The organism is Scytonema sp. PCC 10023, assembly GCF_963920835.1.
Classification (GTDB): domain Bacteria; phylum Cyanobacteriota; class Cyanobacteriia; order Cyanobacteriales; family Nostocaceae; genus Kalymmatonema.
The window spans coordinates 124,095-149,854 of sequence record NZ_CAWUDP010000004.1 but is presented as its reverse complement, the minus strand read 5'-3'; the positions used below and the strand labels follow the sequence as shown (position 1 = coordinate 149,854).

25 protein-coding genes and 2 pseudogenes are annotated in these 25,760 nt (G+C 42.9%); 13 read left to right on the top strand and 14 right to left on the bottom strand.

All coding sequences use genetic code 11. The annotated features are described in order from the left end of the window. The first annotated feature begins 1 nt into the window (after position 1). Both ACM0OZ_RS04280 and ACM0OZ_RS04275 read left to right on the top strand, forming a co-directional pair. Positions 2 to 1,939 (top strand): caspase family protein, encoded by a 1,938-nt coding sequence (locus ACM0OZ_RS04280; protein ID WP_414581576.1) that lies wholly within the window; start codon positions 2 to 4, stop codon positions 1,937 to 1,939. Further along, complete coding sequence (locus ACM0OZ_RS04275) at positions 1,878 to 3,143, top strand: hypothetical protein (RefSeq protein ID WP_414581575.1); 1,266 nt, start codon at positions 1,878 to 1,880, stop codon at positions 3,141 to 3,143. Before ACM0OZ_RS04280 ends, ACM0OZ_RS04275 begins: the two co-directional genes overlap by 62 nt. A gap of 268 nt (positions 3,144 to 3,411) precedes the next feature. On the opposite strand, the pseudogene ACM0OZ_RS04270 reads toward ACM0OZ_RS04275, so the two are convergent. The 4 genes and pseudogenes from ACM0OZ_RS04270 to ACM0OZ_RS04255 form a co-directional block, all read right to left on the bottom strand. Beyond that, positions 3,412 to 3,591: pseudogene (locus ACM0OZ_RS04270) on the bottom strand (IS4 family transposase); the annotation flags it as partial. Between the two features lie 319 nt (positions 3,592 to 3,910). Further along, positions 3,911 to 4,339: a DUF3368 domain-containing protein gene (locus ACM0OZ_RS04265; protein ID WP_414581574.1), complete on the bottom strand. Its 429-nt coding sequence runs from the start codon at positions 4,337 to 4,339 to the stop codon at positions 3,911 to 3,913. A 5-nt stretch (positions 4,340 to 4,344) separates the two neighbouring features. Further along, a complete protein-coding gene (locus tag ACM0OZ_RS04260) occupies positions 4,345 to 4,596 on the bottom strand; it encodes a UPF0175 family protein (RefSeq protein WP_414581573.1) in 252 nt (83 codons plus the stop codon). A gap of 125 nt (positions 4,597 to 4,721) precedes the next feature. Further along, positions 4,722 to 5,057 (bottom strand): XisI protein, encoded by a 336-nt coding sequence (locus ACM0OZ_RS04255; protein ID WP_414581572.1) that lies wholly within the window; start codon positions 5,055 to 5,057, stop codon positions 4,722 to 4,724. Between the two features lie 130 nt (positions 5,058 to 5,187). Between ACM0OZ_RS04255 and ACM0OZ_RS04250 the strand changes: the two genes are divergently transcribed. Both ACM0OZ_RS04250 and ACM0OZ_RS04245 read left to right on the top strand, forming a co-directional pair. Beyond that, entirely contained in the window at positions 5,188 to 5,991 is an 804-nt protein-coding gene (locus ACM0OZ_RS04250; RefSeq protein WP_414581571.1) for a Uma2 family endonuclease, read from the top strand. A gap of 322 nt (positions 5,992 to 6,313) precedes the next feature. Further along, a complete protein-coding gene (locus ACM0OZ_RS04245) occupies positions 6,314 to 6,553 on the top strand; it encodes a hypothetical protein (RefSeq protein ID WP_414581570.1) in 240 nt (79 codons plus the stop codon). Here the strand turns inward: ACM0OZ_RS04245 and ACM0OZ_RS04240 are convergent. Continuing rightward, positions 6,526 to 7,428, bottom strand: coding sequence for an alpha/beta fold hydrolase (locus ACM0OZ_RS04240; protein WP_414581633.1), 903 nt, complete (start codon positions 7,426 to 7,428; stop codon positions 6,526 to 6,528). The genes ACM0OZ_RS04245 and ACM0OZ_RS04240 overlap by 28 nt on opposite strands. 260 nt (positions 7,429 to 7,688) lie before the next feature. Here ACM0OZ_RS04240 and ACM0OZ_RS04235 point away from each other — a divergent pair, with 260 nt between their 5' ends. From ACM0OZ_RS04235 to ACM0OZ_RS04220, 4 genes are all read left to right on the top strand, one after another. Continuing rightward, positions 7,689 to 8,990 (top strand): protein kinase domain-containing protein, encoded by a 1,302-nt coding sequence (locus ACM0OZ_RS04235; RefSeq protein ID WP_414581569.1) that lies wholly within the window; start codon positions 7,689 to 7,691, stop codon positions 8,988 to 8,990. A gap of 112 nt (positions 8,991 to 9,102) precedes the next feature. After that, a complete protein-coding gene (locus ACM0OZ_RS04230; RefSeq protein ID WP_073632598.1) occupies positions 9,103 to 9,369 on the top strand; it encodes a Ycf66 family protein in 267 nt (88 codons plus the stop codon). A gap of 94 nt (positions 9,370 to 9,463) precedes the next feature. Then, a complete protein-coding gene (locus ACM0OZ_RS04225) occupies positions 9,464 to 10,951 on the top strand; it encodes a CIA30 family protein (RefSeq protein ID WP_414581568.1) in 1,488 nt (495 codons plus the stop codon). Between the two features lie 132 nt (positions 10,952 to 11,083). After that, entirely contained in the window at positions 11,084 to 11,437 is a 354-nt protein-coding gene (locus ACM0OZ_RS04220; RefSeq protein WP_414581567.1) for a hypothetical protein, read from the top strand. A gap of 19 nt (positions 11,438 to 11,456) precedes the next feature. Here the strand turns inward: ACM0OZ_RS04220 and ssuC are convergent, their stop codons facing one another. From ssuC to ACM0OZ_RS04175, 9 genes are all read right to left on the bottom strand, one after another. Continuing rightward, the gene (gene ssuC, locus ACM0OZ_RS04215) at positions 11,457 to 12,257 is read right to left on the bottom strand and encodes an aliphatic sulfonate ABC transporter permease SsuC (RefSeq protein ID WP_414581566.1); all 801 of its coding nucleotides are present in this window, start codon (positions 12,255 to 12,257) and stop codon (positions 11,457 to 11,459) included. Between the two features lie 317 nt (positions 12,258 to 12,574). Then, on the bottom strand, positions 12,575 to 13,390 hold the full coding sequence (locus tag ACM0OZ_RS04210; protein WP_414581565.1) for a class I SAM-dependent methyltransferase: 816 nt from the start codon (positions 13,388 to 13,390) through the stop codon (positions 12,575 to 12,577). A gap of 61 nt (positions 13,391 to 13,451) precedes the next feature. Further along, the gene (locus ACM0OZ_RS04205) at positions 13,452 to 13,625 is read right to left on the bottom strand and encodes a hypothetical protein (protein WP_414581564.1); all 174 of its coding nucleotides are present in this window, start codon (positions 13,623 to 13,625) and stop codon (positions 13,452 to 13,454) included. A 12-nt stretch (positions 13,626 to 13,637) separates the two neighbouring features. After that, complete coding sequence (locus ACM0OZ_RS04200) at positions 13,638 to 14,501, bottom strand: TauD/TfdA dioxygenase family protein (protein WP_414581563.1); 864 nt, start codon at positions 14,499 to 14,501, stop codon at positions 13,638 to 13,640. Between the two features lie 188 nt (positions 14,502 to 14,689). Continuing rightward, the gene (locus ACM0OZ_RS04195) at positions 14,690 to 15,781 is read right to left on the bottom strand and encodes an aliphatic sulfonate ABC transporter substrate-binding protein (RefSeq protein ID WP_414581562.1); all 1,092 of its coding nucleotides are present in this window, start codon (positions 15,779 to 15,781) and stop codon (positions 14,690 to 14,692) included. A 378-nt stretch (positions 15,782 to 16,159) separates the two neighbouring features. Beyond that, complete coding sequence (locus tag ACM0OZ_RS04190) at positions 16,160 to 16,951, bottom strand: ATP-binding cassette domain-containing protein (RefSeq protein WP_414581561.1); 792 nt, start codon at positions 16,949 to 16,951, stop codon at positions 16,160 to 16,162. 801 nt (positions 16,952 to 17,752) lie between these two features. Further along, a complete protein-coding gene (locus tag ACM0OZ_RS04185) occupies positions 17,753 to 18,580 on the bottom strand; it encodes an NADPH-dependent oxidoreductase (RefSeq protein ID WP_414581560.1) in 828 nt (275 codons plus the stop codon). Positions 18,581 to 18,846: 266 nt separating this feature from the next. Then, positions 18,847 to 19,950 carry a sulfonate ABC transporter substrate-binding protein gene (locus ACM0OZ_RS04180; protein WP_414581559.1) on the bottom strand — a complete coding sequence of 368 codons (1,104 nt, stop codon included), beginning with the start codon at positions 19,948 to 19,950 and terminating at the stop codon, positions 18,847 to 18,849. Positions 19,951 to 19,991: 41 nt separating this feature from the next. Next, entirely contained in the window at positions 19,992 to 21,716 is a 1,725-nt protein-coding gene (locus tag ACM0OZ_RS04175; RefSeq protein WP_414581558.1) for an iron uptake porin, read from the bottom strand. A 160-nt stretch (positions 21,717 to 21,876) separates the two neighbouring features. On the opposite strand from ACM0OZ_RS04175, the gene ACM0OZ_RS04170 reads away from it, so the two are divergent. From ACM0OZ_RS04170 to ACM0OZ_RS04150, 5 genes and pseudogenes are all read left to right on the top strand, one after another. After that, on the top strand, positions 21,877 to 22,083 hold the full coding sequence (locus tag ACM0OZ_RS04170) for a hypothetical protein (protein ID WP_414581557.1): 207 nt from the start codon (positions 21,877 to 21,879) through the stop codon (positions 22,081 to 22,083). A gap of 624 nt (positions 22,084 to 22,707) precedes the next feature. Beyond that, positions 22,708 to 24,360: an FAD-dependent oxidoreductase gene (locus ACM0OZ_RS04165; RefSeq protein ID WP_414581556.1), complete on the top strand. Its 1,653-nt coding sequence runs from the start codon at positions 22,708 to 22,710 to the stop codon at positions 24,358 to 24,360. 232 nt (positions 24,361 to 24,592) lie between these two features. Then, complete coding sequence (locus ACM0OZ_RS04160) at positions 24,593 to 24,922, top strand: 4Fe-4S binding protein (RefSeq protein ID WP_414581555.1); 330 nt, start codon at positions 24,593 to 24,595, stop codon at positions 24,920 to 24,922. 65 nt (positions 24,923 to 24,987) lie between these two features. Further along, complete coding sequence (locus ACM0OZ_RS04155) at positions 24,988 to 25,317, top strand: hypothetical protein (protein WP_414581554.1); 330 nt, start codon at positions 24,988 to 24,990, stop codon at positions 25,315 to 25,317. Next, positions 25,308 to 25,616: pseudogene (locus ACM0OZ_RS04150) on the top strand (NAD(P)-dependent oxidoreductase); the annotation flags it as partial. The gene ACM0OZ_RS04155 and the pseudogene ACM0OZ_RS04150, both read left to right, overlap by 10 nt. Between the last annotated feature and the right edge of the window lie 144 nt (positions 25,617 to 25,760).

Here is a 25,760-nt window from a genome sequence, read left to right as displayed (position 1 = left end):
AGTGGTAATCGGCATTAATCGCTACCCTGTCCTGAAAGAGAAGTCAGACGATCCCGCTCAAAATCTCGAAGCGCCAGCAACTGACGCAGAAGCCATAGCCCAAATTCTGGAAACTTACGGCAATTTCCGTGTCAAGCGTTTACCACCAGCTTACAATTCAGATGGGGTTTGTTATGTCGATCCTTCAGGCAGTGTAAAAAAGATGGACTTGGAAAGAGCCATCGACCAACTTTTCAATCCCTCTGAACCGTATATTCCTGATACAGCGTTAATCTTCTTCGCTGGGCATGGATTACGTAAAGATCAGGGAGGAGTCAGTGAAAGTTTTTTAGCTACGAGTGATGCTTATCCTCGTGGGGGAGATTGGGGACTTTCCCTAGATTGGTTACGCAAAGTCTTACAATCTTCCCCAGTTCGACAGCAAATTGTTTGGTTAGATTGTTGTTATAGCGGTGAATTGCTCAATTTCCAAGAAGCAGATCCAGGGATTGCAAATGCTCGGGATAGATGTTTAATTGCTGCTTGCCGTAGTTCTGAATTAGCTCGTGAAAAGTCTAATGGGAAACACGGGGTTTTGAGTGAGGCATTGTTATCAGCACTTAAGCCCGAAAACCATGCTGAAAGTTGGGTAACAAATTACTCCCTTGTTGACTCAATCAACCAACAGCTAAAAACAGCCTCTCAGCATCCTATTTTTCACAACACTGGGGGAGAAATTATCCTTACCGGACAAAAAGAAAAAATTGACCGTGCTGTTTTAATGGCACAAGTATGTCCTTATAAGGGATTAGCGGCTTTTGAGTTTAATGATGAAGATCCCAAATATTTCTATGGGCGCACTGCTTTAACTGATACGCTTTTAGACAAAGTAAGGCTATCGAATTTTGTGGCGGTGGTGGGGGCTTCTGGAAGTGGTAAGTCTAGCGTGGTGAAGGCAGGTTTACTGCATCAGTTAAAGTTGGGGCAAAGATTGGGAGGAAGCGAACAATGGGTAATAAAGATTTTTCGCCCCGGAGAACATCCCCTGGAAAAGTTAAACAAAACTGTTGACTTACAAACCCCTGTTTCCCATCGCCTAATTCTCGTCATCGATCAATTTGAAGAAATTTTTACTCTCTGCCAGAATGAACAGGACCGACAAAAGTTTATTAAGTGCGTATTGGGAGCATTGAATAAGTCGCAGTTGACGGTAGTGATAACCATGCGGGAAGATTTTCGTGATAAATGTGCTGAACAAGAATATGCAGGACTAGCACAGAAAATTCAAGAAAATCTGGTCACTGTCACCCCAATGAATGACCAGGAGTTGAGAGAAGCGATTACTAAACCAGCCGATCTAGTTGGTTTGGAAGTACAAAGGGAATTGATAGAACAAATGCTGGCAGATGTAGAAGGTCCGGGTAGTTTACCTCTGTTACAATATACTCTAACTGAATTGTGGAAGAAGCGTGAGGTCAATCGCTTAGCCTTACCAGAATACACTAGGCTCGGTGGAGTCAAAGGCACACTGCAAAAACGGGCAGATGAAGTTTATGAAGCTCTCGATCCAAAAACAGAACAGCTGGCTGCCAAACGGATATTTATTGAGTTAACCCACTTGGGCGAGGGAACAGAGGACACCCGCAGACAGGTGTTGAAAACAGATTTAGTCAACGCTCAACAATCAGCAAAAGTAGTAGAACGAGTGCTGATGAAGTTGACAGAAGCCAGATTAGTAGTGACATCTAAACTACAAGCACGAGGAGAAAGTGAAAAGACAGTAACAGTGGTGGATGTAGCCCATGAAGCATTGATTCGCCATTGGTCAAGACTAGGTTCTTGGGTGCGCGAAAACCGTGATGCAATTCGCATTGAGCGCAGAATTAAGGCAGCAGCCCATGAATGGGAAACTAATAAAGTTCAGTCCCGATACCAAGTACATTGTCAGTGGCAGTCGTGACAACACGCTGCGGTTGTGGGATACTTCGGGCAAGTTGCTCCATACCCTTAACGGTCATACAAGTGATGTCACAGCGCTGGCGTTCAGTCCCGATGGCAAGTACATTGTCAGTGGCAGTGATGACAACACCCTACGGTTGTGGGATACAAACGGCAAGTTGCTCCATACCCTCAACGGTCATACAGATACTGTCAGGTGGCTGGCGTTCAGTCCCGATACCAAGTACATTGTCAGTGTCAGTGATGACAACACCCTACGGTTGTGGGATACAAACGACAAGTTGCTCCATACCCTCAACGGTCATACAAATGATGTCACGGCGCTGGCGTTCAGTCCCGATGGCAAGTACATTGTCAGTGGCAGTAATGACAACACGCTACGGTTGTGGGACACAAAAGGCAAGTTGCTTGTCACCCTCAACGGTCATACAAATGATGTCACGGCGCTGGGGTTCAGTCCCGATGGCAAGTACATTGTCAGTGGCAGTAGTGACAACACCCTACGGTTGTGGATCGGTAATTGGCAAGGTTGGCTAACAGTGGGGTGCGATGGATTACACGAGCATCCTACACTTCTGGAAGCTAAAACCGAAGATGCAAAAGCCGCAGCGATAACCTGTCTAGATTATGCTGACTGGAGCAACACCGAAAAAGCTCAATTTCTGGTTAAGCAAGGTCAAGCCATAGCAAAGGCAGATGGAGATACCAAAACTGCGGAAGCTAAGTTTAATCAAGCCCGAAAATGGGATTCTAATGTAGCTATCCCTAGCAAAACAGAACTAAGACATTTAGCTGCCCCTGGTCTTGTTACTCAAGCAGAGAAGCTCGTCAAAGATGGTAAAGTCAAAGAAGCCCTTGCTGCCCACACAGAAGCACAAAACTTTGATTCCAATTTAAAAATTACAGCTATTTCTTGGGACTTCCTCTGTTGGTATGGCAGTTTGAGGGGATATGCCGCAGATGTAATGTTTGCCTGTGAAAAAGCGGTGGCGCTTGAACCTGAAGATGCAGATATTCGGAAGAGTCGAGGTGTTGCTAGGGCGCTGACTGGGAATACTCAAGGAGCGATTGAAGATTTTGAGACATTGATCAAATCGACTTATGATAAGCAATTAAAAGTACAAAGGCAAGGTTGGGTTGATGCTCTCCGCGCTGGTAAAAATCCTTTTACAGAGGAAGAGATTCAGCGCCTATTAGAGGAGTAGACAGATGTCACCCAAACATTTCCCAGTGTAAACTCTGTTCTATGAAAATAAACCGTTTTGGTCGGGCAGAAATGGCAAGATTATAGTTCAATACGGTTCAGTTAAGGCTAGGCTGTACTGAGGATGCGGAAAACAGGAGTATCAATTCGTTGTCCAGTACCTCTGTGTTTTGGTTTTTTGGAGCGAAATTTTGATACAGGTTTTTTCACAACCCTGGGATTACATCGATGAACTCGTTCAGGTAAAAGTTGATCAAGAATTTCTACAGTCAACCAATCGAAAAAAGGGGTAGTTCTTCTGGTTGCAAGCGTTGAAATTTAGGAAGCGCACGACGAATAACCCGTAATGTTCCTGTAAAACTTAGACGCAACGGTGGAATTTCAGCACTGGTTGCAGCTTGAAACATTAACAGCCTTACCGACCAATGTCCTAATAACCAGCCATAGACCAATACGGTTCAGATAAGACCAAAACCCTTATCAAAAACACAATGTAGAACTCTCGGATGGCGCGTCTCTACACCACGTGATTTTTTACACATAAACCTTAACTGAACCGTATTGGGTCATAATCTTAACCTACATCGCAATGCCCCAGATTTCTTTGAAACTGCTGTCGCATGGCCAAATCGTATATTTGGATATTGAGTTTGGACTTCTAATGTTTACTGGTATTTTTAGAGTGGAATAGTTCACATCTTTTGCCTACTCAATTAATTCTCCCGCTTGTCGTAAGACCTGTTGATAAAGAGTGCCACTCACCCAATATTAGGCAGTATCAATCATGGCATCAAGCAGGGGTTGCACTTGTGTAATTATCTCTCTATTTTTTGCCAACAAGAGAATACCTAAAGTACCGATTACTTGTAATCCCAAACTTTGAGCTACTTGGCGTGCTTCACGTTCATCCAATAGAATTCGCTGTTCACCAGTTAAGAGTGCTAAAGCAATTGCTTCGCGTTCACCGTCATCTAATTGTACCGGTATATTAGGCGTTATGGCTGAAACTGAGCGAACTTGCAACCATTTTGAAGCAATTGCTTGCAACACAAATTGTGATCCTGGAAACCCTGCAACAGTTGTTTCATGATAGACAGCTTGGGGAATAACAATTTGACAAAATGCAGTCTCTAAAATATCAAGGCGATTAATAGCTGCAAAATTTATCAATGGCGTAGCATTACAAACAACCGTCACAATTTCTAAAAACCTGCTTCAATTATCTCAATATCCTGGGCTAAATCTGCTTCATTGTAATGACGTTCAATTTTGTTTTGCCCCAAAAGTTTCTGAAATTCCCATACAGACAACTTAGCTAGGTGACGCGCTTGACTAAAGGTAAAAATATTTTGCGCGTATAGCTGTAGGGCTAATTCCTGACGGATAGCCTGTTCACCTTGATTTAAGGAATCCGGTGATATTTGCAAGTTTATTGGCTGAATAAATTGACTCATTTATATCAAATTTGAACAAATCTCAAAGCCAACGCATTAATTTTAACAACAATTCAACTTACACAAGAGTAAGTTTGTAGGTTGAGTTGATCAAGGAAACCCAACACACTCACCTATAAAGCTTATTAACCCACAGCATACTCAGTAAATTGCCGCATAAATGGAGACTGAAATCCTAGCACAATATCTTCCTTGGGAACTCCTGCTGTAACCAAATCTGCGGCAATATCATCTTCTGTACCGTTCCATTGAAGCCAAATTTTTTCACCCTTAATGTCTATGTGAATGATACAGCAATGCACCCAATTATCACCTTCCCAGCCTACGTGAACAATTTGATAGTGGTCGCGTTCTGTATCAAAAATCTTCTCAACTTCAATATTCCCGTAAGCTGGTTTTTGCTTGCCGTAATGTAGTAATATCTGCTGCACAAGTTGACGATATTTTGCTAGTTTTTCCATGCGACAATCACCTCATGCTTGACATCATAAATTTACTCGTGGTCTAAGTGAAGATATGCGATCGCCCTTCCAAGGTGCAATCAAGTAACATAGAAAGAGTCCGCAATGGCTACGCAACAGGTGAAAAGCCATGTCCGATATAGCTGCACCATACGTAACACTACCGCCAACTCAGGCAGAACTTCCTTGTGATGATGGTATTCCAATGGAAACCCAAAGGCACAAATATCAGATGGACTTGCTGATTGAAACCTTAGAGTTGTGGTTAGGACAACGTGAGGATGGGTTTGTCAGTGGCAATATGTTTGTCTACTACAGTGTGGCGCAGGTACGGAATAAAGATTTTAAAGGACCAGACTTTTTTGTTGTGTTGGGTGTTCCAAAGGGAGAACGCCGCAGTTGGGTTGTTTGGGAAGAGGGTAAAGCACCGGATGTAGTGATTGAGTTGCTATCTGAAAGTACCGCCTCAGCAGATAAGAACGAGAAAAAGCTGATTTATCAAAATCAAATGCGTGTGCCACAATATTTCTGGTTTGACCCGTTTAATCCTGATGATTGGGCAGGTTTCTCCATTCAACAAGGAGTTTACCAGCCCTTGGTTCCCAATGAGCGAAATCAGTTGGTGAGTCAGTCATTAGGGTTAGGATTGCAGCGATCGCAAGGTAACTATAGAGGAGTGGAAACCGTTTGGTTACGTTGGGCGACATTGGACGGAGAACTGTTACCTACTGCTGCGGAGATTGCACAGCAGGAACGCCAACGTGCTGAACAGGAACGCCAACGTGCTGAACAGGAACGCCAACGCGCTGAACAGGAACATCAACGCGCCGAACAGGAACATCAACGCGCCGAACAAGTGCAGTCGCAGTTGCAGCAAACGGTACGAAATTTACCTAACTCAACAAGAAGGCTCACGTCTCACCCGTTCGCGTAGCGTGCCGAAGGCATAGGGGAGCGTGAGATGAATTGTTGGGCGATGACGAAACCATCCCCGACCAATATTAATTATTAGATTGATTAGGGAGTGGGGTGGTTGAGAAATCGCCAAAGATTTCCGAAAATTCACGAGTAAATAGTGTATAATAATATTGGTTTGCTCCCTCACCACACGGCTGACCACAACACGAAGTAGCGGTTATACGCGCGGCGTCAGTAACTAGCGTGAGAAAGGGGAAAAGATTCCGGTCACTGGCTCGCGCCCATAGGCTGTAAAAGATACACCAAACAGGAATGCACGAAAAAGAAATTAACTGCCTATGGAAGATGGGCGGCTGCCCGGGTTCTCCCTTGAGGAGATAAAGGTCGAAAGACTAGAGACGCGGTGTAAGACCAAATTAAACACGGGTTTAACGAGGCAACGGCGAGTGAGACGGGAAGCCTACACTGTACCGAAGGTCAGTGTAGGTACTTCACTTCAGACAGGAATGACAGTGGAACAAGTCGCCAGGTTAACGGGTTTAGATGTTTCTCAAGTAGAGGAACTCGGCGATAGATAGCGTTGTAATAAACCAATTATGATCTCTGGTGTTTCCAAATGGGGCAGAACTCCTGCATCTGGAATTGCATGAAAATCTCGGATAGCACTAAGATTGAACTTTGCTAAACGCTGTCCTAGCTTAACACTGGTAAATTGTGCCTCCTTACCCCAAAATATTACTGTAGGGATGGTCAGTTGTTGAATATACAAACTTAAGTCAAAATAAAGGTCACCCCGTAAAAATGCCAAGGCGGCAAATTTAGCATTGGGCTGTTGTGCAGAGGCTAAGTAAGCCTGTACCATTTCTTCGGAAACTCGTTCGGGTTTGGCAAACAGAAAGCTTTGCAAAAAGTTGCGTACCGCCAATTCATTTTCTGCGCCCAGAGCATAAATGAGATTGTCCAACATTGGTGTATTGATTAATTGAAGAGGAAGTCTACGTCCAACACCTTGCCCAAAATCATCAAATCCAGAGGGACACACCAAAAACAGTGCTTGGAATAAAAAAGGATGGGCAATAGCAAGGCGAATTATCAAACCAGCTGTTAATGAAGACGCAACCACCGTCACAGGTGGACGACAAGTATGTCTGATAAATTCTGCGATCGTCGTCAAGTAATCGCTAATTTGGTAATCTCGCACAGGATGTGCAGATTCACCCCAACCGATTAAATCTGGGGCTAGCACCTTGTGCGTAGGGGCAAAAGCAGGATAAACTTTAGACCATTCATAAGCAGAAGCCCCGCCACCAAAATTATGGAGGAAGACAAGGGGAGGTAAATCTTCAGTTTCAGCAATCAACCAAGGTGCATTCGTTTGGGTATAGTAAACCATCAACCCCAAGGAGGTGTTGATGATTTTTTGTCCAAAGCCAGGGGGTTGAAACTGGAGCATCATGAATAAAGTTTAAACTCTTCTTTGTTCAATTTTCCCTTAGCTTGGAAATAGAGTTATTCGAGACGACAGGGTGTAGGGTGTAGAGAAAAATTTCCTTTCTTTGGGAGGGCATATTTCCCCGGCATAATTTTTCGCGTTGTACCCCTTAATCCCCAATCCCTAATCCCCAATCCCCTCTACCAGAAACCTCAGTACATAAGTCCTTTTGTGATCTTGTGGCAAGATCATGTAGTAAAAGCACTCGCATAAGCTATACAATGTTAGGAAAGTTACTAGATGGGCGTTACAAAGTTGTCCAAGTCCTCAGGGCTGGAGGATTTGGTAAGACTTACGTTGCTGAAGATACACGCCGTCCAGGAAATCCCAAGTGTGTTCTCAAGCTGCTGAAACGTGCGAGTTCTGACGCGTACTACTTGGAAGTTGCTAGACGTTTATTTCATAGCGAAGCCGAAATATTGGAACAATTGGGCAATCATGACCAAATCCCCCGCCTTTTAGCTTATTTTGAAGAAAATGAAGATTTTTTTTTGGTACAAGAGTTGATTGTAGGGCGTCCACTCAGCACGGAAATGCAAGCTAGTCAACCTTGGACTGAAAGCCAAGTTATCCAAATGCTAGAAGATGTTTTGGGTGTCTTGGAGTTTGTACATAGCTATGGTGTTATTCATCGCGACATTAAGCCAGATAATTTAATCAGACGTGACAAAGACAGCAAATTAGTTTTAATTGATTTTGGCGCAGTTAAACAAATGTGCTCTCAACTCGTAGCATCTCCGAGCCTTATAACTGCTACTGTTGCTATTGGTACTCCTGGCTATATGCCAGCAGAACAAGCCCAAGGTAAGCCACGACATAATAGCGATATTTACGCGCTAGGTATGATTGCCATCCAAGCGCTGACGGGATTGTTACCAACTCAATTACAGGAAAACCAGGAAACAGGAGAAATTGTTTGGCAAAATCAGACGCAGGTTTCTCCGGGATTGGGGGCGATTATGCAGAGGATGGTATGCTACCATTACCGCGATCGCTACCAGTCAGCCACAGAAGTATTGCAAGACTTGCAGCAACTCACAAATCCCCTACTAGCAACGCAACTATGGATTCCGCCTACATACATATATAACGCTGCGCCTCCTTGCAATATACCTGTTGCAGCATCCCAACAACTATCGTCAGTACCTGTTTATGGTACAACGACCGACTCTCGATTGCCACAATCACCTACTTGGCTCAATCCAACTCTGTCTGTGGTAAGATTCTTACCCTTTATCGGTGCATTTGGATTATTTTTATTTAAAGCTGCTACCTGGCTAATATTACTAGGTGTTGTTCTGGTAGCTTTTGGAGCAGGACTATTTTTTCTACGCTCTTGGTATCCTAGATTAGGGCGAGATTACGATGCCATTTTTGCTGTTGTGTTTTGCCTGTCTGGGATACTTCTTTTATTTCAAGATTCTCGGTTCTATGGCACTCAAGAAATACCAATTGGTCAATCTTTGCTAGCTGGGGCAGGAGTTTTTTCTGTCGCTGAATGTATTCGTTTACGTGGGAGGTAAGAAACAATTTGCTTGATTATTTTGAGGTGCTTACCATGAACTCCAACAAATCACTCATCAGTTGGCGGTTAACTTTTTGTGTTCAACTTTGAAACTATCATAAACCTCAAATATGCTCAATCATCAAATCAATTCTTTAGGCATTATTTTAATAAGCGTAGCACTCTTTTTATCAGCTTTACCATTTGTACGTCCAAATTTATTTCAGCGTCAAGATATATTGTTAATTATTGTGTTTTTTATCTGTGGTTTCATTCTCCTGTTTCCAAACAAGTTGTACACCCAAGGTTTAACACAATTTAATTTGATTCTTTTGATATTTCCTGCTGTTTTCTACACTTTTGAGAGCTTGCTTTTACGCAATAAAAAAACTAGATAAGACTCAGAGGGAAAAAATCAGTCTATATGATGGTGAACTTATGAAGAACCATCGTCATAATAATTTTGCACTGGATAAGCGTAAGCAATGAATTGTGGCTAACAACAATCGCTCTCAATGGGACTTAGGCAGATTCATCCAAACCCTCACCTATTTTGAGGTCATCCCTTTTCTCAACTGGATACAGGATTTTATCCAAGGTCGTTCTCATAGTAGCAGCGATATACCTGATGGAGCAAAACAAATGGGTGTAATATTAGTAGCAGGTGCAACGGGTGGAGTCGGTCAGCGAGTGGTACGACGACTGCTGGAACAGGACTATAAAGTACGTGCGCTTGTGCGAGACATCGACAAAGCACGGTCAATTCTTGGTAATGACGTTGAATTAGTTGTCGCAGATATTACCAAACCCGAAACTCTGACTTCCTTAGTCATGGCTGATATCCAAGCTGTGATCTGCGCGACAGCGGTGCGCGTGCAACCAGTAGAAGGAGATACCCCAGAACGCGGCAAATACTATCAAGGCATCAAATTTTACCAACCAGAAATTGTTGGCGACACTCCTGAAAATGTAGAATATCAGGGGGTGAAAAACTTAGTAGAAGCTGCTGCTCAATATCTGCCGAAAGCAGGTAAACAACTATTATTTGATTTCACAAAACCATCAACAGAATTGCAGAATACTTGGGGTGCGGTGGATGATGTTGTGATGGGTGGCGTCAGTCAAAGTAATATTCAATTGGTGGAAGAGACAGCTTTGTTTGCTGGTAATGTCTCAACCGCCAACTCTGGAGGATTTGCTTCTGTAAGAACGAGAAATTTCACTCCTCCTTTCAATTTGTCCGGTTACGAAGGTGTGGAACTGCGCTTAAGAGGTGACGGGAAGCGTTACAAATTCCTTCTGCGTACAGAGGCACAATGGGATGGTGTTGCCTATAGTTATTCTTTTGATACGGAGGCGAATACCTGGATAAATGTCCGCATTCCCTTTGCTGAGATGGTTCCGGTATTTCGTGCCAAAACATTAAAAGATGGCTCGTCAATTGATGCTAGCAAAATTTGCTCATTTCAACTGATGTTGAGCAAGTTTGAATATGACGGCGAATTAAATCCCAAATTTTCTCCTGGTGGTTTCGCTTTGCAAGTGGAATCAATTCAAGCTTATGGTGGGACAAATTTACCACAGTTTGTCTTAGTGAGTTCAGCAGGTGTGACTCGTCCCGGACGCCCCGGAATTAATTTGGATGAAGAACCGCCAGCAGTCAAATTAAATGACCAGTTGGGAGGAATTTTAACGTGGAAGTTGAAGGGAGAAGATAGTTTAAGAGAAAGTGGAATCCCTTACACGATTATCAGACCATGTGCGCTGACTGAGGAACCAGGGGGCAAGGAATTTATTTGTGAGCAAGGCGACAATATCAGGGGAAAAATCAGCCGCGAGGATGTCGCCAAGCTATGCGTAGAAGCGCTACAACAAAAGACAGCGTGTAACGTCACGTTTGAGGTGAAAGAGGGAGAAAATACCGCTAGTTCTATTGACTGGCAAAAGCTATTTTCTCAACTGCAACCAAACTTACGGTAGGGTACGTTAGATGCATCATCTTAGTCGTCTTTTATGCCATTACTGTTTATGTGCCGTAACGCCGTAAGTAATGGCGGTGCGTTACACTGTGTTAACGCACCCTACGCTTAACCTCATAGTTGGAGCAAAGCGATGAAACGTATTGGGCTGGTAGCATTAGCCCTGTTTTTAGTAATTATGTTTTGGGGCGGAGTCTTTTCAAACACCGTCTTATCTCAACAGCCAGTAGAATCACGCTTCTACAACTTAGAAGCGGACTTTAATCGTTTGGAAGCGCGGGTTAACCAGATTGAGGCGCGACTCGGTCAAAGCGGTCGGGTACCTTCTGGCGTACCAGCGACACCGCCATCATCGTCGGGTTCTAGAAGAACTGTATCACCGCAACAACGAGATCAGATGTTTGATAGACTAGCTACTCTGGTAATAGAACTCAAGCAGCAAGTCAATCAGTTAGAGGCGCGAGTCGGTAAATTGGAGAAACGCTAGCGAGAATTGAGATGACTTCCTAACTCTTCAAATAGCTAGGATTCCACTGCAACCAGTAGTTTTCTAAGGCTCTAGCAATGATATCTGCTAGCTTGCCAAATAGAGCATATAGCAAGATGCTCAGAACTACCACATCGGTTTGCATAAATTCTCTGGCGTTCATTGCCATATAACCAATACCAGAATCAGCTGCAATAGTTTCAGCAACGATGAGTGTTAGCCACATAATCCCTAAGGAAAAACGCACACCTACCAAAATAGAAGACATTGCTCCTGGTAGAATAATCTGCCAAAACAAACCCCAAGCATTTAAACCGTAGATTCTTCCCATCTCAATCAATCCCGGATCGACGCTACGAATTCCGTGGAAAGTATTTAAATAAATGGGAAACATGACACCTAAAGAGACAAGAAATAATCTGGCTTCATCTCCAATCCCAAACCACAAAATCACTAAGGGAATTAATGCTAAATTGGGAATATTACGGAGCATTTGTAGAGACGTATCTAACAATTTTTCAGCTATGGGAGAAATCCCATTAAGTAGCCCTAAACTAAATCCAATACTCCCTCCGACTAAAAAACCAGTTACTGCTCGTGTTGCACTGATACCGATATTTCTAAATAGTTCGCCTGTTTCAGCTAGATGAATGGCAGCACCAAGAACACTTAAAGGTGCAGGTAAGATTCTAGTAGGAATTAAGCCAATAGAAGAGAACAACTGCCATAAGATGATTATTAATATAGGTACTATCCAAGGAATCAGTGACTGAACTTGACGATTCTTATAGAATTTCAAGAGGGCTTCGTTTTTTTTCATCGTATGCTTTGCTCGAAAAGAGCTAGAAGTAGAGAAGATAATTTTCATATGTTTTTGTCAACATTCTTATTTTTTATGAAATTCTTAGTTGTGGTTAAGACAAATCGGATTTGCTATTAAAATCTGAGAAAGGGTTCAAAAGAGGCGATGTATTTGGGATATTTTGTAACGGTAAGCGTGGGAAAATGAATTCAGCGACTTGATCGCCTTCTTTCAAGTAGACAAATAACATGCGTCAGTGCAGAAGACTTGACGAATTTTTGCAAAACTTGACGAAGTGCTGATTTGAGATGAAATTTCATTGTGCAACACCTATTTTAAAACTGTTTCCAAGCAGCAAGTACAGTGATAGGTAGCTCTTCGCTAAACTTTCCAGAGGGTTCGACCGATAGAAGAGACTCTCTTAAATCAGCCTCAAATTTCTCACGGTTTTCTCCTAGAAAAGATGGTAGACAGAAAGCCGTAGAGTAGAGATAGCCAAGATATGTGTCTATTGTCCAAGATTGTTGGTATTTGACTTCATACTTGGCTTGACGGAGGAAAGGTGAGTTAGCTAAGATTTCCTCATGCGAAACTTCTAGTGGTTGCCAAAGACCTTTGCCAGCTTGACCTGTGCGTCGCTGTTCACCTAACCAGCGTTTGACAACGGAAATTGCTGTTTTTTTCCAAGGATGATCACTATTCCAAGGGTCTTCGTAGGTTTTGAGAATTGCAAGACCACCGTCGTTAGTGAGTAAGTTATATATGCGTTCCACGACTAGCTCTCGCTGCATCCAATGAAAAGCACGTCCAATAGTTACTAGACGAAATTTACCTACAGCTAGAGAAATATTTTCTGCCGTGTCTTGTACCCAACTAATATTTGTTGCTCCTACTGCTGCTGCTTGTCGTTGAGCTTCTTGAAGCATATTTGGATCGGGATCGAGACCGATAACTTCAGTAAAGCGATCGCGTAAAGGAATCGCAATCAAACCAGCACCACAGCCCAAGTCTAGCAGTCTCCCTTGACCATTGAGTTGAAACTTCTGTGTCAGCAAATCAAATAAAACAGGGGGATATTTAGGTCTGTAACGAGCGTAATGCCAAGCTGCACCTTGAAATAATGTTGGATCGTAGGCAGGAATTGTTGTCATTTTGTCAGTTCCAAATCACATTTTCTTAAGTTTTTAAGGTTATGGAGTCCAAACAGCATCTTTAAGCAGTAAGTAAGCTGTAAATGATAGCGATCGCTTGAATTTGAGTAACTATGAGCCAGCGCGTGAGGAATCCAGTAGTGAACCGTGTGCGTGTCCGCAGGACATAGGAGGGTTTCAAGGGCAGAGGATGAGAGTGTTGGGGTTCCCGAGGTAAACCTGTAATTGCAATCATTTTGCTCCCACCTCAAAACGGACGGCTTCCAGCTAAACTCACCCGCCTCATAACTCGGCGCTGATTCGGATCAAATGCTTCCCGATAATGTAATGTCGCCTGATTATCCCAGTAGACAATGTCACCCACAGACCATTTGTGTTTGTAATAGAACTGGGGTTGATTGAGGTGCTGACGCAACTGTTCGATTAATTCTGCTCCTTCTTGTGGTTCTAAACCCACTACTTCCACTTCTGTGTCATAGTCTAGGTATAAAATCTTTTTGCCACTTTCAGGATGCGTCCGTACCAAAGGATGAGGGAAGACAGGACTAATAAGGGGAATACTTTTATCCAAACGATACTTAGAGCGCGGCGCGTTTCTGTCTCGCAAAAACGGATTGTAAGTAATCAACTGTAAATCAGCAATGCGCTGTTTAGTTGCATCATCTAACGTCTCGTATGCCAAATTAAGATTCAACCAATAAGTATCTCCGCCTTGAGTAGGGACTTCTAAAGCGTAAAGTAGCGAACCACTAGAAGGGTAGGGAGTCCACTTGTGATCGGAATGGAAACCCAGTTCTCCAGTCCCTGTATAACCACCATCAACATTAGAAATAGGAATGACTACCGGAGTGACTCCTGGTTGAGAAGCTAGCACTGGAATGTCATCTGGTGGGACAAACAAAGAACCAAAATAGAAGGCAAAATTCAATAACTGCTCTTCAGTAAGCTTTTGATTTTTAAAGATTAAGATGTGGTAGTCGCGTAGTGCTTGCTTTAACTGTAAGATGACGAACGGTGCAACTAATTGGCTAGCATCAAGTCCCGTAATTACGGCTCCCAAAGGTGCATTAAGAGGAGTGATTTTAAATTCAGTCAAAGTTAAAGTAGACATAATTTTATTTTAGTTAAAAATGGTATGTGGGAAAATCAGGATTCATGAAATGTTTTTTATTTTGCCTTGTTTTAGCAAAATGTCTACTAGTTTTTTGCATGAATTCTAAGGGGTTAGGTTGGTCAGATTCCCGATTTCTTGAAGAAGTCGGGAATCTTGCGGTTCATCAAAGTTCATGCCATGAACCACTACTTTTTAGCAAGCACTTCCTTAGGAGTAATTTCGGCATATTGTGAGGGAGTCAAAAACCCATCTCTCACATTCACTTTCTTGGGAATTAGTCCCAAGGTGTACCATTTATCTGCCACTTCTTGTTGCTTAGTAATAACTTTATCAGTAATTGGTCGTAAATCCCAATCGTATTTACTATGCATTTTTTCTAGTGTCGGTGCATCTATTTGTGTTAATGAAGTAAGTAATTGTGCAACTTCCTTCGGGTTATTCTTACCCCAGATTTCTGCTTTTTGGAGTTCTTCTAAAAAAAGTTTGATGACTTCTGGGTGCTGTTGATAAAACTGCCTTGTTGTCGAGTAGAAGTTTCCAGTATCTCTTAGATTCGCACCATCTATCAAAACACGACCTATTTTCTTCTGTTCAGTTCTGGTTACAAATGGTTCCCAAATAAACCAAGCATCTACTTTTCCTTGACTAAAGGCTACATTGGCATCTGGTGGTGGTAGGTAAACTGATGAAACATCACTCAGTTTCAAACCTTCCTTTTCTAAGGCTTTAAGTAAGAGGTAATGACCTATAGATGCCTTTTGAAAAGCAACTTTTTTGCCCTTTAAATCTTTAACAGTCTTAATAGGAGAGTTGACGGAAACTAAAAGCGAAATTGATCTAGCGTTAGCAGAAGTCGTTGCTAGATAAACTAAGGGTGCTCCAGCTGCTTGTGAAAAAATAGGAGGTGATTCGGCTGTAGATGCAATATCAAGTCCACCTGCATTTAGAGCTTCTAGCTGTTGTGGTCCAGCCGCAAATTCGGGCCATTCTAGCCTATATCCAAGGGATTCTAATCTTTTTTCGAGAGTACCTTGTTTTTCTAAAACTGCAAGTGCAGTTAATTGTTTAGAACGCACAATTCGTACTACTTTTTTGACAGGTTGCGTTTGGTTCGTATTCGATGCGGCGGCTTGCTCTTGCTGCTGAATTTCACTTGCTGGTTTGTTACAACCAAACAAGGTAGATAGTACAATGCTGTAACCAATAGCAAATAATAAGTAACGACGAGTGATGCGTGGGTTTTTCCAGATTTCAAATCTTGCTTTTAAAGTTTGCATAAATTGGCCTATTTGTTGCCATGTTTACTTATGCTAGGGAATTGTCAGATTATTTAAATTAACGAACCCCAGAGGTGCACCAGAACACAGAGCAAGAAAGAACAGAAGGTTTCTTGCTAATGAAAGCGATCAACAATCTCAGTCCCACCTACTGACTCTAGATCATCCAAGAAGGTGGGGGAAATTCCTGGGTATATACATCAGTGTCCGCGTGCGCTCAGGCTCCGCTTTCTGTGATAATGTTTTCTCCAAGTTAATATAGCAGTCCTATTTGAGTTGTAAAAATTATCAACCGCCAAGACGCTAAGAGCGCCAAGAAAAGAGAGAACAGAGAATTTTACGCATGATTTAGGATTGCTATAGTTACTAGCTAAAGAACTAATGAACAGTCTCTACCAATTCCTGATTGTTTTGCTGTTTACCTTGCTGTTTACCCATCACCCTGTCTAAAATCCTTTCCACAATCCGAGCAAATACCGCATCTCCTCTAACTCGTGGACGTGGCAGAGAAATGTCAACATCCATGCCAATTTGACCGTCTTCAATCAAAACCACTCGGTCTGCAAGTACTACTGCTTCTTCCACATCATGGGTAATTAATATTGCAGTAAAACCCTGCTCCTGCCATAAACGCTCAACTAATTGCTGCATCTCAATGCGAGTCAATGCGTCCAAGGCTCCAAGTGGTTCATCTAAAAGCAACAAAGAAGGCTTACTCGCTAAGGCTCTTGCCAACGCCACCCGTTGACGTTGTCCCCCAGAAAGGACGGCGGGCCATTCATGCGATCGCTCTTCTAAACCAACTTCACGCAAAACTTGCAAAGCAGTTTGCTTGGTGTACACTTTCGAGCTGGAACCTACCAAACCCAACTCTACATTTGCCAGAACTCGCTGCCAAGGTAACAGACGTGCGTCTTGAAACATCATCCGTACCGCCGGATTAATCCGATGATGGGACTCGCCATTCAAAAACACTCCGCCGCCACTCGGCACATCTAGTCCAGCAATCAGGCGTAGCATCGTACTTTTACCGCATCCACTGCGACCGACAACTGCTACAAATTCTCCTGGCAATACGTCCAAATCAATGCCGTGCAAGACTGTTTTTCTTCCGAAGGACTTCGTTAGCCCTTCGAGTCTTAAATGCATTCCACGCTGTTCAGATTTCATGTCAAAAACCTCCAGAACAAAGAGTTTACAATCATCACGTCAGTATTACTACTACTGAGTTATGAGTAAAAAAATAGATATAAATGATTTTCTCTTAGAGTTAAGTAAACACAACTTGTTGGTTTCAGGGCAACTACACTTCTAAAACTAAATTTTTTATGCAGCTACAGATACTACTTCGCCCTACTGAAATATCAATTGTTTAAAAACTTAGAGATACAAGGATTTAAACTTGATTAAACTCCTTCTGTCTAATTCTGGAAATAAAATACGGTAATTCAGTCAATTTACAGTAATTTATTTTTTGTATCTTGACATAGTTGCAGGGAAAAAGCAAGTACATTTTATGAGAAGGAGTCAGAATTCAGAATACATTGGTCAGAATACCCCACGCTCTGTACCGGGGGTTTCAGATACGATGCGCCCCGCATTTCTATTCCTCCATACTTGAAAGCAGGGGCTTTAAACCCTCACCGTATCGCCAGTCGTACAGGAGTCATTCTGACGGATGACGACTGACTCCTGAGTTCTTCTTCGGTAAAAAAAAATTGCTATAACGGCAAAATTAATCGTATTTTTTACTACAAAAAACTGCAAATGAACTTGTATATTTTGGCGTTGCATAATAAAGCGAATAATTCTTGTGGAGTAGGCATCCCGCCTACCCTTGAAATACAAAGAACCGCTCGTGTCGCCTTATGCATACGCCACGACTCACTATACACGGGTATGACCTAAACCCTATGTCCTCTGGGCATAGGGCTTAGCAAGAATCCCGTCGGCTTTTAGCTGATGGGAGCGTCAATCAAGTAAAAAGCCAAGGTTCTGTAACGCCTCGCGCAATCTATCCCGTCCCGATAGGGAGCCCGCAGAAGCAACTCGTTTGACAGAATGCTCTGACCAGTCACTGTCACTGGGAACATTCATCTGCTGTGAATTATAAAAGTCTTGCATGAGTTGGTTATAAAAGGCAATTCCGTTCTCTTGTTCTGCCAAATGATATGTTTCTCGATGCAAAACAACTGATTGTGGTAAACGTGGCTTAACTACAATATTTGCTGTTGGATCAGGATATCCGACGCACAGTCCAAAAACGGCAAAAACATGAGGAGGTAAACCAAGTACTTGTGCTACTTCCTCTGGACGATTCCGCATCGCACCAATATACACCGTTCCTAAACCGAGAGACTCAGCTGCAATCACTGCGTTTTGTGCTGCTAAGGCTGCATCTACCACCGCCATCAAAAACATTTCCAAATAATCCAAACCTTCATGGGGTAATCCGCGACTTTCAGCAATATATGTCAGTCGCGCCAAATCAGCCAACCATACCAAAAACAGAGGACACTGACGAATGTGTACTTGATTATTCGCCAGTTGTGCTAGTTTTTCCTTGCGTTGTAGTTCTTCAACAGCTACTACACTCCAAGTTTGTAAATTAGAAGAAGTCGCCGCCGACTGCGCCGCCGCCACTAAAGTTTCTAGAGTTCCTGGAGGTAAAGGTTTGTCTCTATAAGCACGCACAGAACGGTGGGAGAGTAAAGTACTGATACACTCACTCCAAAAAATCTCTGGATCAAAAGCATCAACTCCGTAGCGCTGTTTGAGTAACTCAGTAGGATTAGTCATAAGTGATTGAGTAGAAATCAAAGCACCTTTTTAAAATAACAACTCACCAAGAAAAACCGCAGAGTAGGAACTCAGAAGTCAGAATATTAAACGCGCTTTTCTCGTCGTGAATTAAGAGTTCTGGTTCTGAGTATTGATCTTATGCCCCCGGATAAATCCTTTGGAGACTAACAAACTTTTTCGGCACTTATTTCCCCCGGATTCTCCTTGTGGGGATATTCTGATTACTGTGTTCTGTTTTCTGCGTTCTTCTTAACACTCACTATTTATATTTTTGGGGAAAAAGCAGCGTATTGTTCTGGTGTCAGCATGGCATTCCGCACGTTAATTTGTTTGGGTATAAGTTTTAACTGATAAAATGTATCAGCAACTTTTTGTTGTGCCGCAATCAAGTTTTCATTAATCGGCACAACACCAAACTTTTTCCTCTGAGTTGCCCTTTTCATAATATCTAAATCTATTCCTAAAACTGGGGCTAGAGTTGCTGCTACTTGGTCTTTATTCTTGTTTGACCAGTCATCTAGCTTTTTAATTTCTTCTAGTACTGACTTAATCGTTTGTGGATTCTCAGTGGCAAATGTCCGACTCGCTAGATAATATCCTCCTTGGTTAGTAATTTTTGCCCCATCAATTAAAACACGAGCATTGGCAGATTTTTCTGCGGCTGCATAAAAGGGGTCCCAAATCACCCATGCATCTAAACTACCTCTGACAAAAGCAGCGCGTGCATCTGCTGGTGGTAAATACACAGGTTGAATATCACTGTATTTCAATCCAGATGTTTCTAAAATTTTCAGGAGTAAATAATGGGCGCTAGAACCTTTTTGAAAAGCAATTTTTTTACCTTTTAGGTCAGTAACTGATTTGATGGGAGAATTCTTAGGGACTAGAACTGCTGAACCGACTGGAGTAGGTGCGATTCCTGCGATGTAAGTGATATTTGCTCCTGCTGCTTGGGCAAAAATTGGTGGAGATTCCCCCGCATGACCAAAGTCAATACTCCCTACGTTCATAGCTTCTAATAATTGGGGTCCTGCTTGAAATTCTATCCACTTAACGTCCACTCCCTCTGGCTTTAAACGTTTTTCTAAAACACCTTTTGCTTTGATGAGAATCGCTGATTTTTGATAACCAAATCTCAAAACCGAGGCTTTTTGTGCAATTAGCTGGCTAGTAGGAATAGAAGCATTGGCTAGATGAGTATTTGTAAAAATCGGTGAAATGCAAGCTGCAAATAACAAGCTGAGGCAGACACCAGCCAGAAATGCTCCGGCAATAGAAACAGGAATGATAGAGAAGAGCTTTGTATGACTATGACGGTTGAAGAATCGGAATTTTAGTGATGATATCCACTTTACTAAATTCTGCATATCATTTGACTCCTTAATAATTTTGTTGTGATTGGTGGTATTTAGAAAGTAAAACTTGTACGAAGGACACCTACCAAAATTGGGTCATTGTTGCCATTATGTTCTGGCTTGGTAATCAGGTAAACAATTGGCGTAATTCTGATGTTGTTACTTACCCGAAAAGTATAGAAAGTTTCGATGTGTAAAGATGTGTCAGGGTCTTCTCGTTGTTGTCCAGCTAATCTGAAATCATTACTGGTAACTTTCGGCGGAATACCAATATTAATGCCACCCAGATTCCCTTTCTTAAATAAATCTGGAAAGGACAAAGCTAGCGCACCATTGATAATAGTCGCATCATTGTCACCGCCAACTTCTTGATGCGCTAGCGTGTAACCAAACCATCCACCTAAAGTAAAGCGCTGGCTAACTTTCCAGCTAAATTCCAGTCCAAAATTATTGGATGTGGTAGCATTTTGCCCAAAAGGATTTCGCGCAAAAGCGCTACCTGTTCCGCCAGTAAGATTATTACCAGAATTTGTCGTCAGGTATTTGCGTGTATAGGTTAGACCAATATCTAATTCTTTACTGGGTGAAAAGGTGAGTTGGGCGATCGCCGCAAAGGAACTTTTGAAAAGTCCACTCTCAGGTCTATTAGCCTGAGGGTCATCTGCTATGTAAGCTACGTGTGCTTGTAATTGATCGCTAAATTTATATGCAACAGCTCCACCCGCACCATCAAAACCTGGTCGGTACACAGTCGGGTTAAACTGTCCAAACCGGGAAAAACCACCCTGATATGGATTACCATTCAAGGAGTTTAACGTCGGGACATAAACTGGGAAATTCAGTGTCCTTGGACCTATCCAAACAGTGAGTTTTTGACCAATTGGAAAACGATAGTATAAGTTTTCCACATACAGGTCACTATTCCCAAAAGTCGATGCATCCAAGGCAAAGCGGGTCATACTGGTTCCCGTACTTGATGTCAAATTAGGAATATTGTCTGCTCGTAATGTAGCTACTAGTTGGTCTTTACCAGTAAAGCTGTTTTGAAGCGAAAGCCTACTAAGGTAAGCAAATAAGGCGTTAGTAGGATCATTTGTATCATTCGCGGGGGTGTTGTTCGGGCGATCTCCAAAAGTATCAGCCACTACGAAAATTGCATTACCTACCAGTTTAGTCGTCGTTGAAAACTGATTTGCCTCGACTTGTGCTGTCTTGGCTTCTAAGTTATCTATTCTTCCTGCTAATTTGGCAAGTTCTGGACGAAATTCCTCCTTTAGTCGCTGTATCGTAGCTAAATCTTCCTTAGTTGCCAAATCTGCTGTCGATGACGCAATCAGTGTATTAATTTGGTCTAAGCACGCATTCAAAGCCGCCGCAAATTCATAGCGTGTTAAGGTACGATTTCCGCGATAGGTGCTGTTAGGGTAGCCTACAATACAACCATAGCGCTCAACCAAGGACTGGAGTGCTTGAAATGCCCAATCTGTGGGTTGCACATCAGAAAGCTCAGAAACAGATGGGATTGATGGCTTTGATGATGGTTGTGTAGGCGCAGTAGGTGTTGTCTGTGGTAAATTTTGCGAGATTAACTGATTTTTTCGTACTATTTTTGACTCTTTTATTGAAGAGTCAAATGACTTAAGTAATTCTGGAGCACGAATATCAGGATGAAAATCTGAAGGTGTTTCTTGTCCAAAAGCTTTTGCATTGGCTACTAATAAAACCAGCGCCATAAATATCGGTAGAGTCAGTAATAAATCCCACAAAGTTTTTTTCATTTTGCTATTGTCACTCAAGTCGGTCTGGCACATCATGCTCTGTATCCCCACAGAAACCAGCCGGATAAAATGGAAGTCTTCAGTGTTAACCAAATATTGCGTGAGTTATCTAAAAATTCTCAACTCGCGTTGCTACTGCTCATCACTACTACAAACTGTAGTGGCTACAACAAAGGAAGTTCTGGCAAGCGTTGCTCGTTTGCCTCCTGCAAAGGAGGAAACCTCCGCACCCCTACGGAAAGCCCTTCGGGTTTGCAGTCGCCTGCTGTCGGGAAACCCTCCTGCAGCGCTGTCTCACCGCTCTGTGTCTACAGACTTCTCGCTGCAATTCACAGCAAAAACTACTTATTTGGAACGAACACAATGAATTTTGATATAAAATACGGCAAATACGTCAATTTAAAGTATTTTGATTCTACTAGATAGGAGCATTTCACAAAAACTGTAACCAAGAAAGTCTTTTAGATTACATTTTGCTATAAGTTTTGTTAATCAAACTATATTGTCTACTTAATATAGTAAATATCTAATAATGTAAAGTTAATATTAGCTCCGGTAAGGCGATAGACTTATTGTATATTATGAAACATTGTATCGAGGCTAAATAACTTAGGAACTGTAGGGAAGGGCGATGGCACGGAGTGCCCGCTTCGCGATCGCATCCAGAGAAAGATTACCCAGAGAAAGATTACAATGTGTCTGTGTTCCAGATTATTTTCTGCCCATAAAGTTTGTTCTTGATTTTTTTAACCAACTGTGCAAGGATGTTACTATATTCCAATACTACTTTTTACCTACCAATTTACCGTACTTTAGATTGGAAAAATAAGAGTTTATCAAACAACTTTAGTCACAAGGTATAGTTTGACGCAGTTCTCGTAATTTTTCATTATTTTAACTTCGTTTGACAAGCGACTGGCATTTTTGTGTTGTCGCTTATCTTGTGTCTTTGTTTGTACATAAGTTCTAAACTGTTGAAGCGGGGCTTCTCATGAGTAAGAATCTATTGTGGACAGGGGAAGTATCTACCACTGAATTTGAACCAAACTTGCTCTGTGATGTTCTGGTTATAGGGGGTGGACCAGCAGGCACTTGGGCGGCTTGGAGTGCGGCTTCCAAAGGTGCGAATGTCGTTCTTGTTGATAAAGGATATTGTGGTACGAGTGGCTGTGCAGCGGCATCGGGTAACGGTGTGTGGTACGTACCACCTGATGCGGAAGCGCGGGAAGCGGCAATGGCTTCTCGGGAGACTTTAGGAGGATTTTTAGCCAACCGCAACTGGATGCAACGGGTTCTAAATCAAACCTATGCCAATGTTAATTTGTTGGCTCAGTGGGGTTATCCTTTCCCAACAGACGACGAAGGTAAACCTTACAGGCGGAGTCTGCAAGGTCCAGAGTACATGCACTTGATGCGAAAGCAAATCAAACGGGCGGGGGTAAAAATATTAGACCATAGTCCAGCTTTGCAACTGCTAGTGGATAGAGACCGAAGAGTTGCAGGTGCGACGGGAGTCAACCGCCAAACTGGAAACAAATGGCTTGTGCGTGCAGGCGCAATCATCATTGCAACAGGTGGCTGTGCTTTCTTAAGTAAGGCACTTGGTTGCAATGTCCTCACAGGGGATGGTTATTTAATGGCAGCCGAAGCGGGTGCTGAGATGTCGGGGATGGAGTTTTCCAACGCTTACGGCATCTCTCCCGCCTTTTCCTCTGTCACTAAAACTCTGTTTTACAACTGGGCAACTTTCACTTACGAAGATGGTACACCAATCCCTGGAGCTGGCTCACAAAGAGGGCGTTCTGTCATTGCCAAAACTTTATTAACGCAGCCTGTTTACGCCATCTTGGATCAAGCTACGGAAGAAATGCGGACACATATGCGAAAAGCACAACCCAACTTCTTCTTACCCTTTGATCGTGCAGGTATAGACCCCTTTACACAACGTTTCCCCGTCACCCTCCGCCTAGAGGGAACTGTACGCGGTACAGGTGGCATCCGGATTGTCGATGATACTTGCGCTACTTCGGTACCAGGGTTATACGCTGCAGGCGATGCCGCAACGCGAGAACTTATCTGTGGTGGATTCACGGGCGGAGGCAGTCACAATGCTGCTTGGGCGTTATCTTCAGGTTACTGGGCGGGACAATCTGCGGCTGTTTATGCTCGTGATTTAGGCACACAAGCAAACCAACGACGAGTCGAAGCTGTAGGTGAGGCAGGATTTACATCCAGTCATCAACATTCACAAACCGTAAGCGTTGCTGGGCAGAACACCATAGAAATCATTCAAGCCACCCAGGCAGAAGTTTTCCCCTACGATCGCAATTACTTCCGCAGCGAAACAGGACTAACCGAATCATTACAGAGATTAAATCACCTCTGGCAAGAAATTCGCACAACTCAAGCAGATGATAACAACATTCTTCGTGTGCGGGAAGCCGCCGCAATGGTAGCCACATCTCGGTGGATGTATAACAGTGCCTTGGAACGTAAAGAAACTCGGGGGATGCACAAACATACGGACTATCCGCAACAGGATGTTAATCAACAACATTATTTAATTAGTGGTGGTTTGGATCGTGTCTGGGTAAAAACTGCCCCTGTACAACAGACGAGGGTCAAAGTAGAAGTGGCAGCATGATGATCTCAAAATGAGAATGGGAAAATGTTCTTATATCAAATCCCTTGGCACCGGAATTATTTCTCCTTCCTCTCCCTGTGCGCTCTCAGCGTCTCTGCGGTTTTTTGATTATTCAAATGCTACCGGATTTGATATTACAGGATTTGGGCGGGGTTTGAATCCCCGTCCATAATCCTCCCAGTCCCTAATCCCTAATCCCTAATCCCCAATCCCCAGTTCAAAACAACTTGATATGATTGAGCTAGTCAGTGAATCTCGCTGTATTCAATGTAATATCTGCGTTAACGTTTGCCCAACAAACGTCTTTGATAAAGTACCAGACGCACCGCCCACCATTTCCAGACAAAATGACTGTCAAACCTGCTTTATGTGCGAATTGTACTGTCCAGTAGATGCTCTGTACGTAGCACCACAAGTCGAACCGCTCGCAGAAGTAGACGAAAAGTCTCTGACTGAAGCCAGACTCTTAGGAAGCTATCGCAGAAATGTAGGTTGGGGACGCGGACAAACTAACACAGCCCAAGAAGATTCGACTTACCAACTACTCAAATACTTCAAATAGAACAATCACCCCTTTTGTTCTCTCTTTCTGGTGCGTACTCTCCTGCCTGATGCGGTTCATTCAATATGACTCATTCTACCCACTCAAAACCTCTTTTCTCCACGCTAACCGCATTCCTCCTACTGTTCAGCACTGGTTCTAGTGACGGTCAAACTGTCTCCCAAGCAGGATCGCCCACTCAAAAACAACTAAACACCTCCACCCTGCGCTTGGGTATTATAAGTGTCAAAAGTACTAAAATCCTTACAGAACCCATTGGTTGGGCAATCAATCAAGGCAAATTTCTGCCAGAACTACAAAAACTGGGAATCAAAGAAGTGCAAACGGTTTCGTTTCCCAACGGTCCCAACTTGAATGAAGCCTTAGTAGCAGGCAAACTAGAGTCCTACGGCTAATGCGTCCCAATGCTTACCTAATCAATATTGCTCGTGGTGCAATTGTGGATGAATCTGCACTCGTGAAGGCATTGCAAGAAGGTTGGATTGCAGGTGCTGCTTTAGACACAGTATTCACAGAACCGCTGCCGTCAGAAAGTCTATTGTGGTTGTTACCAAACATTTTTATCACACCTCATTGTTGTGCTCATTCCTCAAGGGTAAAAGAGCGTTCTCTAGCCCTATTTCTCAATAATTTAACAAGCTACCGTGATGGCAAGCCTCTAAGTAATGTCGTCGATATAAATGCTCGTTATTAAGCTCTTGCGGAATGTGAGTTCCATCTGTGTCCATCTGTACGGCAGTTGCTTCAACGGGGGGAACCCCCCGAAGTTTGCCCGGAGGGAAACCCTCCTTGCAACTTCTCTCCGCAACGCACTGCCTTGTCCATCTGTGGTTAATTA

What these genes read in the sequence shown, in the direction of transcription:
- ACM0OZ_RS04275 (WP_414581575.1), top strand. Translation starts at nt 1,878, where the DNA reads ATGAATGGGAAACTAATAAAGTTCAGTCCCGATACCAAGTACATTGTC.
- ACM0OZ_RS04260 (WP_414581573.1), bottom strand. Translation starts at nt 4,596, where the DNA reads ATGAGTCAATTTATTCAGCCAATAAACTTGCAAATATCACCGGATTCC.
- ACM0OZ_RS04255 (WP_414581572.1), bottom strand. Translation starts at nt 5,057, where the DNA reads ATGGAAAAACTAGCAAAATATCGTCAACTTGTGCAGCAGATATTACTA.
- ACM0OZ_RS04250 (WP_414581571.1), top strand. Translation starts at nt 5,188, where the DNA reads ATGTCCGATATAGCTGCACCATACGTAACACTACCGCCAACTCAGGCA.
- ACM0OZ_RS04245 (WP_414581570.1), top strand. Translation starts at nt 6,314, where the DNA reads ATGGAAGATGGGCGGCTGCCCGGGTTCTCCCTTGAGGAGATAAAGGTC.
- ACM0OZ_RS04240 (WP_414581633.1), bottom strand. Translation starts at nt 7,428, where the DNA reads ATGCTCCAGTTTCAACCCCCTGGCTTTGGACAAAAAATCATCAACACC.
- ACM0OZ_RS04235 (WP_414581569.1), top strand. Translation starts at nt 7,689, where the DNA reads ATGTTAGGAAAGTTACTAGATGGGCGTTACAAAGTTGTCCAAGTCCTC.
- ACM0OZ_RS04230 (WP_073632598.1), top strand. Translation starts at nt 9,103, where the DNA reads ATGCTCAATCATCAAATCAATTCTTTAGGCATTATTTTAATAAGCGTA.
- ACM0OZ_RS04220 (WP_414581567.1), top strand. Translation starts at nt 11,084, where the DNA reads ATGAAACGTATTGGGCTGGTAGCATTAGCCCTGTTTTTAGTAATTATG.
- ssuC (WP_414581566.1), bottom strand. Translation starts at nt 12,257, where the DNA reads ATGAAAAAAAACGAAGCCCTCTTGAAATTCTATAAGAATCGTCAAGTT.
- ACM0OZ_RS04210 (WP_414581565.1), bottom strand. Translation starts at nt 13,390, where the DNA reads ATGACAACAATTCCTGCCTACGATCCAACATTATTTCAAGGTGCAGCT.
- ACM0OZ_RS04205 (WP_414581564.1), bottom strand. Translation starts at nt 13,625, where the DNA reads ATGATTGCAATTACAGGTTTACCTCGGGAACCCCAACACTCTCATCCT.
- ACM0OZ_RS04200 (WP_414581563.1), bottom strand. Translation starts at nt 14,501, where the DNA reads ATGTCTACTTTAACTTTGACTGAATTTAAAATCACTCCTCTTAATGCA.
- ACM0OZ_RS04195 (WP_414581562.1), bottom strand. Translation starts at nt 15,781, where the DNA reads ATGCAAACTTTAAAAGCAAGATTTGAAATCTGGAAAAACCCACGCATC.
- ACM0OZ_RS04190 (WP_414581561.1), bottom strand. Translation starts at nt 16,951, where the DNA reads ATGAAATCTGAACAGCGTGGAATGCATTTAAGACTCGAAGGGCTAACG.
- ACM0OZ_RS04185 (WP_414581560.1), bottom strand. Translation starts at nt 18,580, where the DNA reads ATGACTAATCCTACTGAGTTACTCAAACAGCGCTACGGAGTTGATGCT.
- ACM0OZ_RS04180 (WP_414581559.1), bottom strand. Translation starts at nt 19,950, where the DNA reads ATGCAGAATTTAGTAAAGTGGATATCATCACTAAAATTCCGATTCTTC.
- ACM0OZ_RS04175 (WP_414581558.1), bottom strand. Translation starts at nt 21,716, where the DNA reads ATGAAAAAAACTTTGTGGGATTTATTACTGACTCTACCGATATTTATG.
- ACM0OZ_RS04165 (WP_414581556.1), top strand. Translation starts at nt 22,708, where the DNA reads ATGAGTAAGAATCTATTGTGGACAGGGGAAGTATCTACCACTGAATTT.
- ACM0OZ_RS04160 (WP_414581555.1), top strand. Translation starts at nt 24,593, where the DNA reads ATGATTGAGCTAGTCAGTGAATCTCGCTGTATTCAATGTAATATCTGC.
- ACM0OZ_RS04155 (WP_414581554.1), top strand. Translation starts at nt 24,988, where the DNA reads ATGACTCATTCTACCCACTCAAAACCTCTTTTCTCCACGCTAACCGCA.